Raw genomic sequence first — 13433 nt, forward strand, 5'->3', positions numbered from 1 at the left:
GAGCCGGTCCCCGAGGAGCTCACCGCCGCCCTACGCAGCGGTGATGCCCGGGCCCTGGCCGCCACCATGCACAACGACCTGCAGGCTGCCGCCCTCGACCTGCGCCCTGAGCTCGCCGAGGTCATCGAGGTCGCCGAGGCCGCCGGCGCGCTGCGGGCCATCGTCTCCGGTTCCGGCCCCACCATCGCGGCCCTGGTCGCGGACACCGGCGCCGCGATGCGCGTATCCCGTGCGCTTTCGGCCTGCGAGCTGGTGGCTGACACCGTGCGGGCAGACGCCCCGGTGGCAGGCGCGAGGGCGGTGGGCTGATGGCGCACCTGCTTGGCCTGGAGTCCATCAGCGTCATGGTGGGCTCGCGCATCCTGCTCGATGACGTCACCTTGGGTATCGAGGACGGCACCCGGGTGGGCGTGCTCGGCCCCAACGGTGCGGGCAAGTCCACGCTGCTGTCAGTCCTGGCCGGAACCCGTCCGGTCGACGGCGGACGCGTCACCCGCGCCGGGGACACCCGCGTGGCCATGCTCACCCAGACTGACGACTTTGCCCCCGGTGCCACGGTGCGCCAGGCGGTCCACGGCGACGTGCCCGAGCACGTGTGGGCCTGCGACCCGGCCGTGCGCGACGTGCACGCCGGGTTGCTGGCGGACCTCGACCTGGACGCCGAGGTCGCCCGGCTCTCCGGCGGCCAGCGTCGCCGGGTCGCGCTCGCGGCCGTACTCACCGCTCCTAGCGACGTCATCATCCTGGACGAGCCGACCAACCACCTTGACGTCGAGGGCGTGGACTGGCTGGCCCGGCACCTCAATACCCGCTTCTCCGGGCGCCGGGCCTCCGCCGGCGCGCTGGTCACCGTCACCCACGACCGCTGGTTCCTCGACGCTATCTGCACCAATGTGTGGGAGGTCGTGCCGGGGATCGACCCAGGCGGCGGTCGCCCTCAGGTGCCCGGTCGCATCGAGACCTACGACGGCGGTTACGCCGCCTACGTCCTGGCGCGCGCTGAGCGGGCCCGACAGGCCGCCGTCGCCGCTGAGAAGCGGGAGAACCTCCTGCGCAAGGAGCTGGCCTGGCTGCGCCGGGGCGCGCCCGCGCGCACCTCCAAGCCCCGCTTCCGCATCAACGCCGCCGAGGCGCTGATCGCCGACGTCCCGCCGCCGCGCGACAGTGTTGAGCTCATGGCCATGGCGACTGCGCGCCTGGGCAAGAAGGTGCTCGACCTGGAGGACGTCACCGTGCGCTACCCGCTGGAGGGCGGCGGTGAGCGTGAGGTCCTGCGCAAGGTCACCTGGCGCCTGGCGCCGGGCGAGCGCGTGGGGATCGTCGGTGTCAACGGAGCGGGGAAGACCACGCTGCTGCGTCTGCTTGAGGGCGTCCAGGAGCCGAGCGAGGGGCGTGTGGTGCGCGGCAAGACCGTCAAGGTGGCCACGCTGTCTCAGTCCACCCACGAGCTCGACTCGCTGGCCGACATGCGCGTGGTCGAGGCTGTGGCGATGGTGAGCGAGCACGTGAGCGTGGGTGGCAAGGAGCTGACGGCTGCCCAGCTCGTTGAGCGCCTGGGATTTACGCGTCAGCGCGCCTGGACGCGCGTGGGCGAGGTCTCCGGCGGTGAGCGCAGGCGTCTGCAGCTGCTGCGCCTGCTTATGACCGAGCCCAATGTGCTGCTGCTCGATGAGCCCACCAATGACCTGGACACGGACACGCTCGCTGCGGTGGAGGACATCCTCGACTCCTTCCCCGGCACGCTGGTTGTGGTCTCTCACGACCGCTACCTCCTGGAGCGCGTCACTGACCACCAGGTCGCTCTCCTGGGGGATGGGAGCGTGCGCGACCTGCCCGGCGGCGTCGAGCAGTACCTCCAGCTGCGGCGCGAGGCTGAGGGCTGCGCAGGCGCCCCCGCCCGCTCGGCCTCGGCATCGGCGGGGAACGACGGCGCAGCGGCGGGAGGAGCTGGATCAGCTGGGCTGACGGGCGCCGCGCGGCGTGAGGCCCAGAAGAACGTGGCTCGCATCGAGCGCAAGATGGACAAGGCCGCCCAGGCGGTGGAGGCGCTGCACGCCAGGATGGAGCAGGTCTCCGTCGATCCGGCGCGCGTGGGGGAGCTGGTCGAGCTGGGCCGCCAGCTGGCGGCTGCCGAGGCTGAGCAGGCCGAGCTGGAGACCCAGTGGCTGGAGGCGGCCGAGGTCCTGGAGCAGTAGCTGACGGGGAAGGCCCGGGCGAGGTTGGGGCAGGTGCCTTTGGCTACCATCCGCGTCGCTCGTTCCTCGCTCCGCTCCCGCCAGACCCGCCATGCCTGCAGGCACCTGCCCCAGCCTCGCCCCTGGCATCGCGGCCGATCCTGGCCCCGGATCAGCCGCTACTGGCCGGTGCTGGTGGCTTCGTCGTCGCCGCTGTCGGCGTGCTCGCGCAGCTGGGGCCGCGGCTCCATGGCCTTGAGCCCGTTCCAGGCGAGGTTGACCATATGGGCAGCCACCTCCTCCTTGCTCATCCGGCGGTTCTCCAGCCACCACCAGGCCGGTGAGGAGACGATGCCCACGAGCATCTGCGCGTACAGCGGCGCGGTGCGCGGGTCGAGGTCGTGGGCCGAGAACTGCTCGGCCAGGATCCCTGAGACCTGGATCGCGACGTCGGCCAGCAGGGTCGAGTACGTCCCGGCCGCGCGGTCGGTGGAGGAGGACAGCAACCTGAAGCCGTCGGGAGAGTCCTCGATGTAGGTCAGCAGCGCCAGCGCGGCGCGCTCGACCACGGCCGAGGGCGGGGCCGGGGAGGACAGGGCCGCGGTGATGGTGGAGGAGATCGTGCTCAGCTCGCGGTCCACGATGACGGCGTACAGGCCCTCCTTGCCGCCAAAGTGCTCGTAGACCACGGGCTTGGAGACCTTGGCGCGGCTGGCGACCTCTTCGATGGAGGTGCCGTCAAAGCCCTTCTCGGCAAACAGGCCGCGGGCGACGTCAATCAGCTGCTCGCGCCTCTCGCTGGCACTCATCCGGGTCCGTTTGCTCGCTTTGGTCGACATAACACCATCATGCCGTCTTCTGCGTGCGCCGCCGGCAGCGCGGGCATGAGAGGATGTGACGGCCTTGCCGTCCCGCGCTCGTACGGGCAGGATGACGACGGCTGATCCGCCCTGGTGTAGTGGCAGCACGCAGGCCTTTGGAGCCTTGAGGCCCGGGTTCGAACCCTGGGGGCGGAGCGAGTGCGGGCCCAGGAGGGCGTGGTGGGTGGCATCCGCCCCGACGTCGTAGAATGGCCTTGCACTGCGCCCGATACGTCCGTGTCAGTCCCCACGCGCGTGGGGCAGGCACGCTCACCAGCGAGAAGAGGACCCGTGGTACCCACTGCCCCCGCTGCCGTCATCGTCATGGCTGCCGGTCAGGGAACCCGCATGCGTTCGGCCACCCCGAAGGTCCTGCACCGCATCGGTGGACGCAGCCTCGTCGGCCACGCAGTCAGTGCCGCTCGTGGACTGGACCCCGAGCACCTCGTCGTCGTCGTGCGTCACCAGCGTGACGCCGTCGTCGCTCACCTGGCTCAGGTCGCTCCGGATGCTGTGCCCGCGGACCAGGATGAGATCCCCGGGACCGGGCGCGCCGTGGCCTGCGGCCTGGCGGCGCTTCCTGGGGACCTGGACGGCGCCGTCGTCGTGACCTCCGGTGACGTCCCCCTGCTGGACACGGCCACACTGGAGGCGCTGGTCGCCCAGCACGTGGACCGCGGTGACGCCGTGACGTTGCTGACCACCGAGCTGGAGGACCCCACCGGATACGGCCGCGTCATCCGGGCGACCACCAGCGCCCCGGACGCTGACCCGCTGGCTGTGGCCGCCGTCGTCGAGCACCGGGACGCCACCCCTGCCCAGCGGGCGGTGCGTGAGATCAACGCCGGTGTCTACGTCTTTGACGCCGCCTTCCTGCGCCGCACCCTGGCCAGCCTCGGTACGGACAACGACCAGGGCGAGGTCTATCTCACCGACGTCGTCGCCGCGGCCTGGCAGGCCGGGCGTTCCACCTCCGCGCTGACCGTGAGCGATCACTGGCTCGTCGAGGGCTGCAACGACCGGGCCCAGCTGGCCAGCCTCGGCGCTGAGCTCAATCGGCGCGTGCTGGCCCGGTGGATGGCTCAGGGCGTCGGCGTGGCCGATCCGGCCTCGACCTGGGTGGACGTGGACGCCACGCTGGCCCAGGACGTCATGCTGGAGCCCGGTGTGCTCGTGCGTGGACGCACCCGCATCGGGCAGGGCGCCGTCGTCGGGGCATACTCCATTCTTGAGGACGCTGACGTCCCGGCAGGCGCCGTCGTCGCGCCATACAGCCAGCTTGACGCCAACGAACCACAGACCTCAGCTGCCGTGGACCAGGCACGGCACTGATCGCGTGACAGGACACTCCACACGCAGGAACCAGGTCCCCAGGGGACTCGAGAGGGGTACTCGCTCATGACGGGCATCATCACCAGCGGCGAGAAGCGACTCGTCATCGTCTCGGGGCGCGCGCACCCCCAGCTGGCGGCCGACGTCGCAGCCGAGCTGGGGACGGAGGTGCTGTCCTCGACCTCCTACGACTTTGCCAACGGCGAGACCTACGTCCGCTTCAACGAGTCCGTACGTGGCTGCGACGTGTTCGTCATGCAGTCTCACGGCGACCGCGTCAACGACTGGCTCATGGAGCAGCTGATCATGGTCGACGCGCTCAAGCGTGCCTCGGCCAAGCGTATCAGCGTGGTGGCGCCCTTCTTCCCCTACGCCCGCCAGGACAAGAAGCACCTGGGGCGTGAGCCCATCAGCGCGCGCCTGGTGGCGGACCTGTACAAGCAGGCCGGTGCCGACCGCCTCATGAGTGTGGACCTGCACACCAGCCAGGAGCAGGGCTTCTTCGACGGGCCCTGGGACCACCTGTGGGCCCAGCCGGTTCTCGTGGACTACATCCGCGGCCGGGTTGATCCTGCCAACACCACCGTGGTCTCGCCGGATGCGGGCCGTATCCGTGTGGCTGAGCGCTGGGCGAACTCCCTGGGAGGCACGCCGCTGGCCTTCGTCCACAAGACGCGTGACATCACCCGGCCCAACGAGTCGGTGGCCAACCGCGTGGTTGGTGAGGTCGCGGGTCGCTCCTGCGTCCTGGTTGATGACATGATCGACACCGGCGGCACCATCGCCAAGGCGGTCAAGGTGCTGCTGGACTCCGGCGCCAAGGACGTCATCGTCGCGGCCACGCACGGCGTGCTCTCCGGCCCGGCCGTGGAGCGTCTGTCCACCTCGGGTGCGCGTGAGGTTGTCATCACTGACACCCTGCCGATCTCTGAGGTCAAGCGCTTCGACCAGCTGACGGTGCTGCCGATCGCCCCGCTGCTGGCCCGGGCGATCCGCGCCGTCTTCGACGACGGGTCGGTGACCTCGCTGTTCGAGACTGCTGGGGTGTGAGGCGTTGCCTGCCGGGTTTCCTTGCGTGAGGTAACCGGGGTCTGAGGCGTTGCCTGCTCTTCCTCCCTGCCTTCCCGCGTGTACGACTGCAGGGTTGCGGAGCTGACCGACTTGCGGGAGCTCCTCCCTTCCTTCCCACGTGTATGACGCCGCGTCACCAGCTTGTGGTGGCGCGGCGTCGTTGTGGGTGTGGGTCTGGTCCGTGTTGTTGCTGCCCCTCTGTTTTTGTCGCTACCCGTCGTCTGCGGTCGCTACCTCTCTCCTTCTGCCGCTACCCCTTTGTTTCCTTCGCACCCCCTCTGCGCGCGCTGCGGGGTGGCGGAGGACGGGAAGGGGTGGCGACGGAAGGGAAAGGGTGGCGGGGGAAGGGAAACCACGGACAGGCTGGGGATCGTGCAGATGCACCTGTGGTGCTGTGGAGAGAGCGCGGCGTCGTGCCGTAGTGTGGAGGTCAGCAGCCCGGAGCGGGGAGGGGGGCAACATGGCACAGCGGACTTATCTGACCACAACCTACGTGCGCGTCTCAGACCAGCATCAGCTGCACGAGATGACTGATCTTCTTCGCGAGATGTTCGTCGAGGCGGTTCGGGATGTTGCTGATGTCTGCGTCGATGACGTGCGGGCGGCGTCATCCCTGTGCTCAGTGGTTGTCACGCTTCGTGTGGAGGCAGAAGGAGCGCAAGCGGCCGCTGATCGCGCTGACCGGATTTATGACACAGCCATGAACCTCATGGGTCAACGGGCGGATGGACTCGTGCAGCGTCAGTCCTCGCTGACATATGCATAGGTGTCGTCATGGGGAGTGGACCGCGCGGTGAGCCGTCGACAGACAGAATTCTGACGCTGCGGGCTCGCCGGTGGATCGAGGGCAACGCTAGTGATCTGCTCTCGCTGCTGGCGGCGCTTCTTCTTCTCATTCCGAGCCTTTTCAACGGTGAGGACAGCACCGGGTGGCACGGACGTACATGGTGGTGGCTGACTGCTCTGGTCTTGGCGATCGTGCTCATGATCGTGTCAGTGGTGTGGAAGGTCAGAATCCGACCAACGCGAGAACAGCTGTTAGCCGAGGCCGATCGGCTATCTGAGCACCAGGAGCGTTGGCGCCGGGAGCTGCGCGAGGCGGTGCGTGTGGTCGCGATGGAGCTCTTTGTCCACACTGTTGCCCGTCCTACAGAGGCACGTGTCACGGTGTACTTCCATCGGGATGGCGGTTTCGTTCAGGTTGCTCGGGCTTCGCGCAACCCAAAGCTTGATACGGCGGGACGGGTTCGTTATCCGGACAACGTTGGGGTGATCGCGCAGGTATGGGAGAACGGTGCGGCAGTTGTCACGGGGTTGTCGGGTGATCGGGACGAGTGGGTGAGAAGCGCGGTCGAAGAATATGGGCTGGATCCTCTCGACGTTGAGAACGTTGCGGATCGCATGATGAGCCGATCAATCGTCGGAAAGCGGCTGGAGCACGGGCGAGGGTTGTCGGGCATCTTGCTCGTTGAGTCCCTGTCTCCACGCGGTGTCTCTGGGCAGACTCTCGACCTTCTCAATGGTGACGAGCCTTTGGTCAAGAGCCTGCTGTCTGTGTTGAACGAGGTTCTTGACGTGATGAGTGAGAACTTCGAAGAAGCAGCAGATGATGGGGTGGTTCCCTCGTTGTTTGAGACTGCTGGGGTGTGAGGCGTTGCTTGTTCTTCCTCCCGTCCTTCCCGCGTGTATGACCACAGGGTGGCGGAGCTGACCGGCTTGCGGGAGCTCCTCCCTTCCTTCCCGCGTGTATGGCGCCGCGTCACCAGCTTGTGGTGGCGCGGCGTCATTGTGGGTGTGGGCCTGGTCGATGTTGTCGCTACCCCATTGTTTCCTTCGCACCCCCTCTACGCGCGCTACGGGGTGGCGGAGGAAACAAAGGGGTAGCGGGGGAGGCAGAGGGGTAGCGATGGGCGCTCAGGGGCAGCGCAGCCCCTCGTGCGACGGCCCCGCACGCCCTAGAATCCCCGGCGATGCGACTGACCGCCCTCCTTCCTGTTCTCCTGACCGACCCGACGACCGCCGCACTCGTGAGCGCCGCGGGCTCGTCCGCGCGCACGGACCGCACCACCGTGGTCGCGTGTGGGGCCCGGCCAGCCGTCCTGGCCGCCATGGCGCTGGGTGAGGACGGGGTCGCCAGAGCCGTCGGCTCCGTCCACGCCACGGCCGCCGCGCGCCCAGACGCCGCCGCGTCCCAGAGTCAGGGCACACCTTTGCTGGTCATCACCGCGACCACCCGTGAGGCGGAGGAGACCGCCGCGGCGCTGACCTGCTACCTGCCTGAGAGTGACGTCGCTGTTTTCCCCGCCTGGGAGACCTTGCCCCACGAGCGTCTGTCCCCTCGAGCGGACACCGTGGCCACCCGTCTGTCCGTCCTGCGTCGCCTGGCTCATCCCGAGGACGGCGACGCCGGCGCAGACGGTCCCGGAACCGCAGCCGACCCCTCGCGCGGCCCCATCCGGGTCCTGGTTGTCCCCGTGCGCGCGTTGCTGGCCCCCGTGGTTGATGGCCTGGGGGAGCTCGAGCCCATCCACCTGGCCCCGGGCCTGGAGCTCGGGCTGGAGGCCACGGCCCAGCGTCTGGCCGACGCCGCCTACACGCGGGTCGACATGGTGGAGAACCGCGGCGAGTTCGCCGTGCGTGGCGGCATCCTCGACGTCTTTCCCCCGACCCAGCCCCGGCCGGTGCGTGTGGACTTCTTCGGTGACGAGATTGAGTCCGTCTCCTCCTTTGCCGTCGCCGACCAGCGCACGATCGAGGAGGTCGGTGCGGTCACCGCGACCGCCTGCCGCGAGATCCTGCTGACCGAGGAGGTGCGAGGGCGCGCCAAGCGCCTTATGGGCGTCATTCCTTCCGCGGCCGACATGCTGGAGAAGATCGCCGCCGGCATCCCGGTTGAGGGGATGGAGTCCCTCGCTCCTGTTCTCGTGCCCCGGATGGTGCCCCTGCTTGACCTCGTCGGTGACCGGCTCGTCGTCGGCCTGGAGCCTGAGCGAGTGCGTAAGCGGGCCGAGGACCTGACCGCCACCACCCAGGAGTTCCTCGCCGCTGCCTGGACCTCGGCCGCCTCGGGAGGCCAGGCTCCGGTGGACCTGTCCGCCGCCGCCTTCGCTCACCTGGCCGAGGCGCGCGGCCTGGCGCTGTCCACCAACCGCGGCTGGTGGTCCTTCACTTCCCTCAAGGCCAGCCCGGACACCGTCGAGCTCGACCTGCGTGACCCGCGTGGTTACGCAGGCAGCCTTGACGAGGCGGTCACGGACCTGGGCCGCCTGGCGCGCGAGGGCTGGAGTGTCGTCGTCGCTACCGATGGCCCCGGCCCCGGCCGGCGCATGGCCCAGCTGCTGGGCGACGGCGGAGTGCCGGCCCGGATCGTCACCCAGCTTGACGAGCCCGCAGACCTCGGCGCGGCTCGCGATGACGGCGGGGTGGAGGGCGACGGCGTCGTGCGCGTCACGCAGGCCAGCGCCGGTCACGGCTTCGTGGCCGAGGACCTGCGCCTGGCCCTCATTGCCGAGTCTGACCTGACCGGGCGGGCCTCGGCCGGGCCGCGCTCGCGCAAGGTGATGCCCGCCCGGCGCTCGCGGCGCAGCGTCGACCCGCTCTCCTTGCACTCCGGTGACCTTGTGGTCCACGCCCAGCACGGTGTGGGGCGCTTTGTTGAGCTCATGCGCCGCAACGTGGGCACCGGCAAGAACGCCGCCACCCGCGAGTACGTGGTCATCGAGTACGCCCCCTCCAAGCGGGGCCAGCCAGGCGACCGCCTGCTTGTGCCCACCGACGCCCTGGACCAGGTGAGCAAGTACGTGGGCGGGGACAACCCGACCCTGAACAAGATGGGCGGGGCGGACTGGGCCAAGACCAAGTCCAAGGCCCGCAAGGCCGTACGTGAGATCGCCGGCGAGCTCGTGCGGCTGTACGCCGCCCGCTCGGCCACCTCCGGCCACGCCTTCGCCCCGGACACCCCCTGGCAGTCCGAGCTGGAGGAGTCCTTCCCCTATACCGAGACCGCTGACCAGCTTGCCACGATCGACGAGGTCAAGTCGGACATGGAGAAGGCCCAGCCCATGGATCGCCTCATCTGCGGCGACGTCGGCTACGGCAAGACCGAGATCGCGGTGCGCGCCGCCTTCAAGGCCGTCCAGGACGGCAAGCAGGTGGCGGTGCTCGTGCCCACCACGCTGCTGGTCTCCCAGCACGCCGAGACCTTCACCGAGCGCTACGCGGGCTTCCCGGTGCGCGTGGCCCAGCTCTCGCGCTTCCAGTCGGCCAGCCAGTCCGAGGAGGTCTTGAAGGGCTTGGCATCCGGGGCGATCGACGTCGTCATCGGCACCCACCGCCTCATCACCGGGCAGGTGCGTTTCAAGGACCTGGGGCTGGTCATCATCGACGAGGAGCAGCGCTTCGGGGTTGAGCACAAGGAGACCCTCAAGGCCCTGCGTACGGACGTGGACGTGTTGTCCATGTCTGCCACCCCGATCCCGCGCACCCTGGAGATGGCGGTGACTGGCCTGCGCGAGATGTCGACGCTGGCCACCCCGCCCGAGGACCGCCACCCGATCCTGACCTACGTGGGTGCCTACGAGACCAAGCAGGTCTCGGCCGCGATCCGCCGTGAGCTGCTGCGCGACGGCCAGGTCTTCTACGTCCACAACCGCGTGGAGGACATTGACCGTGTGGCCGCCCGCATCCAGGAGATGGTGCCCGAGGCGCGTGTGGCCACCGCCCACGGGCAGATGGGGGAGGTACGCCTGGAGCAGGTCATCGACGACTTCTGGCACAAGGAGATCGACGTCCTGGTGTGCACGACTATTGTGGAGACCGGCCTGGACGTGTCCAACGCCAACACCCTCATCGTCGACCGGGCTGACCGCATGGGGCTGTCCCAGCTCCACCAGCTGCGCGGACGCGTGGGGCGCGGTCGTGAGCGGGCCTACGCCTACTTCCTCTATCCCGCGGACAAGCCGCTGACCGAGACCGCCCTGGAGCGTCTGCGCACCATTGCCACGAACACGGACCTGGGCGCCGGCATGCAGGTGGCCATGAAGGACCTGGAGATCCGCGGGGCCGGCAACCTCCTGGGAGGTGAGCAGTCCGGGCACATCGCCGGGGTCGGATTCGACCTGTACGTGCGCATGGTCTCTGAGGCGGTGGCCGCCTACAAGAAGGCCCTCAAGATCAACCCCGAGACCGCTGGCGACGCCGCTGAGGCCGAGGCGGAGATCGACCAGGACCTGCGGGTCGAGCTGCCGGTGGACGCCACGATCCCCGAGGACTACGTCCCCCACGAGCGCCTGCGTCTGGAGGCCTACACCAAGTTCGCTGCCGCTCGTAGCGACGACGACGTCGCCGACGTCCTGGACGAGCTCACCGACCGCTACGGTCCGGTTCCCGAGCCCACCCAGCGTCTGGCGGCCCTGGCGCGCCTGCGTGCGCTCGCGGCCCGGTTGGGGGTGCGCGAGATCGTGGCGCAGGGCAAGTCGATCCGCTTCGCGCCGCTGGACCTGGCTGAGTCCGCGCGTATGCGGCTGACCCGGCTCTACCCCGGCACCACGCTCAAGCCCGCCACTCGCACCATTGTGGTGCCGGCCCCGGGCACGGCCCGGATGGGTGGGGGCCCGGTGGAGGGCGAGGCCCTGCTGCGCTGGGCCGAGGTGCTGCTGCGTGCGGTGGTCGAGGGGGATAAGGACTACGAGGTCGAGGCCACGACCTACCGACGCCGCCGCTAGCCTTGCGCCGGGCGGGCTACCATGTGCCTGTCCCGACGCCTCGTCACAAGGAGATCCTCGTGCTCACCACCGCCTCGCGCCGCGTGCGTGCCCTCGCTGCCGGCGTCCTTCTTGTTGCCAGCGGGGCCCTGACCGCTTGCTCCGTGCACCCGGGCCAGGCCGCCGTGGCGCAGTTCACGGGGCTGGACGGCGCTCAGCAGGAGATCAGCGTCTCCGAGACTGATCTGGCTGAGGCCACCAGCGACCTTGCCCCGCTGGGGTGGACGCGCGACCGCGTCCTGAACGGGCTGCTCCAGGCGCCGGTCTACTTCGAGCTGGCCGAGAAGTACGGGCTGTCGGTGCCTGACGCGGACGTGGAGACGATCCTCGCCCAGGCCAACCCTGAGGCCTCCTCCTTCTCCGAGGGCGCCAAGACCATCGCCCGCCTGTCCGCCATCAGCGCGCAGCTTCAGGGCGTCAGCGCCGATGAGGCTGAGCAGGCGCAGGCCGACTTCACCGCTATGGCCCAGTCCTTCCAGCCCACGGCCTCGCCGCGTTACGCCGCCGAGCGTCCCTGGGAGATCCAGGACGCCTCGGCCCTCTCGCTTGACGGTGCCCAGGAGTGATTCGGGCGAGGCAAACGTCACGCCCGGCGTGAACATGGGAATCACGGGGGACCTCCGCCCTCGTGCCTGAGGGGCAGGCCCGGTAGTCTGGGCTTTGCATCCTGATATCAATCCAACAAGGAGCACCCACAGTGGCCCTCATCGAGAACGTTCACGCACGCGAGATCCTCGACTCCCGTGGCAACCCGACCCTCGAGGTCGAGATCCTGCTTGAGGACGGCGCCTCCGCCCGCGCTGCCGTCCCCTCCGGCGCCTCCACCGGCGCCTTCGAGGCCGTCGAGCTGCGCGACGGCGACAAGTCCCGTTACCTGGGTAAGGGCGTTGAGAAGGCCGTTGCCAACGTCAACGACGTCATCGCCCCCGAGATCATCGGCTACGACGCCGCTGACCAGCGCGGCCTGGACCGCCTCATGATCGAGCTCGACGGCACCCCCAACAAGGGCAAGCTCGGCGCCAACGCCATCCTGGGTGTCTCCCTCGCCGCTGCGCAGGCGTCCGCTGAGTCCGCCGGCCTGGACCTGTTCCAGTACGTCGGTGGCCCCAACGCCCACGTCCTGCCCGTGCCGATGATGAACATCCTCAACGGTGGCTCCCACGCTGACTCCAACGTGGACATCCAGGAGTTCATGATCGCCCCGATCGGCGCCAAGTCCTTCCGCGAGGCCCTGCGCATGGGTGCTGAGGTCTACCACTCGCTCAAGGCCGTGGTGAAGGAGAAGGGCCTGTCCACCGGCCTGGGTGACGAGGGTGGCTTCGCCCCCAACCTTGAGTCCAACCGTGAGGCCCTGGAGCTCATCTGCGCCGCCATCGAGAACGCCGGCTACAAGCCGGGCGCTGACGTCGCTCTGGCCATGGACGTGGCCTCCAGCGAGTTCTTCGACGCCGAGACCAAGACCTACGCCTTCGAGGGCGAGGCCCAGGACACCGCCTCCATGGTGGCCTACTACAAGAAGCTGGTTGAGGACTTCCCGATCGTCTCCATCGAGGACCCGCTGAGCGAGGACGAGTGGGATGACTGGAAGCACCTGACCGAGGAGATCGGTGACAAGGTCCAGCTCGTGGGTGACGACTTCTTCGTCACCAACCCCGAGCGTCTGGCCAAGGGCATCGAGCTCGGCGCCGCCAACGCCCTGCTGGTCAAGGTCAACCAGATCGGTTCGCTCACCGAGACCCTCGAGGCCGTCGAGATGGCCCACCGCGCTGGCTACAAGACGATGACCTCCCACCGCTCCGGTGAGACCGAGGACGTCACCATCGCCGACCTCGCCGTGGCCACCAACTCCGGCCAGATCAAGACCGGTGCTCCCGCCCGTGGCGAGCGCATCAACAAGTACAACCAGCTCCTGCGCATCGAGGAGGCCCTGGGCGAGGACGCCGTCTACGCCGGCCGCTCCGCCTTCCCGCGCTTCCAGGGCTGAGCTCCTGGCTTGAGGTTGCACGTGGCACAGGGTGACCCCTGAGCCGCACGCACCGACGGGGTGCGACCTGACGATCAGGTCGCACCCCGTCGTCGTCTGCGGGCGCGGTGGCAGTAGACGCGTGAGCAACGCACCGGCAGGGCGTGGTGCCACTTCCCAGGCCCGTGAGGCAGGATCTCCCCATGACACCGCGCCGACCCTCACCTGCCCGCCCGGGCGCCCGTCCGGGTGCGCGTCCGGGCGGGCGCGC

General features: G+C 69.1%; 9 protein-coding genes, 1 tRNA gene and 1 pseudogene. 10 read left to right on the plus strand and 1 reads right to left on the minus strand.

Features of this window, described 5'->3' with window-relative positions; translation table 11 throughout:
• Both HMPREF0058_RS06050 and HMPREF0058_RS06055 read left to right on the plus strand, forming a co-directional pair.
• Nucleotides 1-309 (plus strand): annotated as a pseudogene (locus HMPREF0058_RS06050) (4-(cytidine 5'-diphospho)-2-C-methyl-D-erythritol kinase); the annotation flags it as partial.
• The gene (locus HMPREF0058_RS06055) at nt 309-2195 is read left to right on the plus strand and encodes an ABC-F family ATP-binding cassette domain-containing protein (protein ID WP_006548847.1); all 1887 of its coding nucleotides are present in this window, start codon (nt 309-311) and stop codon (nt 2193-2195) included. The pseudogene HMPREF0058_RS06050 and the gene HMPREF0058_RS06055, both read left to right, overlap by 1 nt.
• A gap of 158 nt (nt 2196-2353) precedes the next feature.
• Here the strand turns inward: HMPREF0058_RS06055 and HMPREF0058_RS06060 are convergent, their stop codons facing one another.
• On the minus strand, nt 2354-2983 hold the full coding sequence (locus HMPREF0058_RS06060) for a TetR/AcrR family transcriptional regulator (RefSeq protein ID WP_006548848.1): 630 nt from the start codon (nt 2981-2983) through the stop codon (nt 2354-2356).
• Between the two features lie 135 nt (nt 2984-3118).
• On the opposite strand from HMPREF0058_RS06060, the gene HMPREF0058_RS06065 reads away from it, so the two are divergent.
• The 8 genes from HMPREF0058_RS06065 (at nt 3119) to eno (ending at nt 13183) form a co-directional block, all read left to right on the plus strand.
• Nucleotides 3119-3190, plus strand: a tRNA-Gln gene (locus tag HMPREF0058_RS06065).
• A gap of 135 nt (nt 3191-3325) precedes the next feature.
• Nucleotides 3326-4366, plus strand: a complete 1041-nt coding sequence (locus HMPREF0058_RS06070) for a bifunctional UDP-N-acetylglucosamine diphosphorylase/glucosamine-1-phosphate N-acetyltransferase GlmU (RefSeq protein ID WP_141560496.1) — start codon at nt 3326-3328, stop codon at nt 4364-4366.
• 66 nt (nt 4367-4432) lie between these two features.
• The gene (locus tag HMPREF0058_RS06075) at nt 4433-5416 is read left to right on the plus strand and encodes a ribose-phosphate diphosphokinase (RefSeq protein WP_006548850.1); all 984 of its coding nucleotides are present in this window, start codon (nt 4433-4435) and stop codon (nt 5414-5416) included.
• A gap of 481 nt (nt 5417-5897) precedes the next feature.
• A complete protein-coding gene (locus tag HMPREF0058_RS06080; protein WP_006548851.1) occupies nt 5898-6203 on the plus strand; it encodes a hypothetical protein in 306 nt (101 codons plus the stop codon).
• Nucleotides 6204-6211: 8 nt separating this feature from the next.
• Nucleotides 6212-7087 (plus strand): hypothetical protein, encoded by an 876-nt coding sequence (locus HMPREF0058_RS06085; protein ID WP_006548852.1) that lies wholly within the window; start codon nt 6212-6214, stop codon nt 7085-7087.
• Between the two features lie 320 nt (nt 7088-7407).
• Nucleotides 7408-11160, plus strand: coding sequence for a transcription-repair coupling factor (gene mfd / locus HMPREF0058_RS06095; protein ID WP_006548854.1), 3753 nt, complete (start codon nt 7408-7410; stop codon nt 11158-11160).
• A 59-nt stretch (nt 11161-11219) separates the two neighbouring features.
• Nucleotides 11220-11765, plus strand: a complete 546-nt coding sequence (locus tag HMPREF0058_RS11785; protein ID WP_024034467.1) for a hypothetical protein — start codon at nt 11220-11222, stop codon at nt 11763-11765.
• Between the two features lie 131 nt (nt 11766-11896).
• Entirely contained in the window at nt 11897-13183 is a 1287-nt protein-coding gene (eno, locus tag HMPREF0058_RS06105; RefSeq protein WP_006548856.1) for a phosphopyruvate hydratase, read from the plus strand.
• Nucleotides 13184-13433: the final 250 nt, after the last annotated feature.

Source organism: Actinomyces urogenitalis DSM 15434 (genome assembly GCF_000159035.1).
Lineage (GTDB): Bacteria > Actinomycetota > Actinomycetes > Actinomycetales > Actinomycetaceae > Actinomyces > Actinomyces urogenitalis.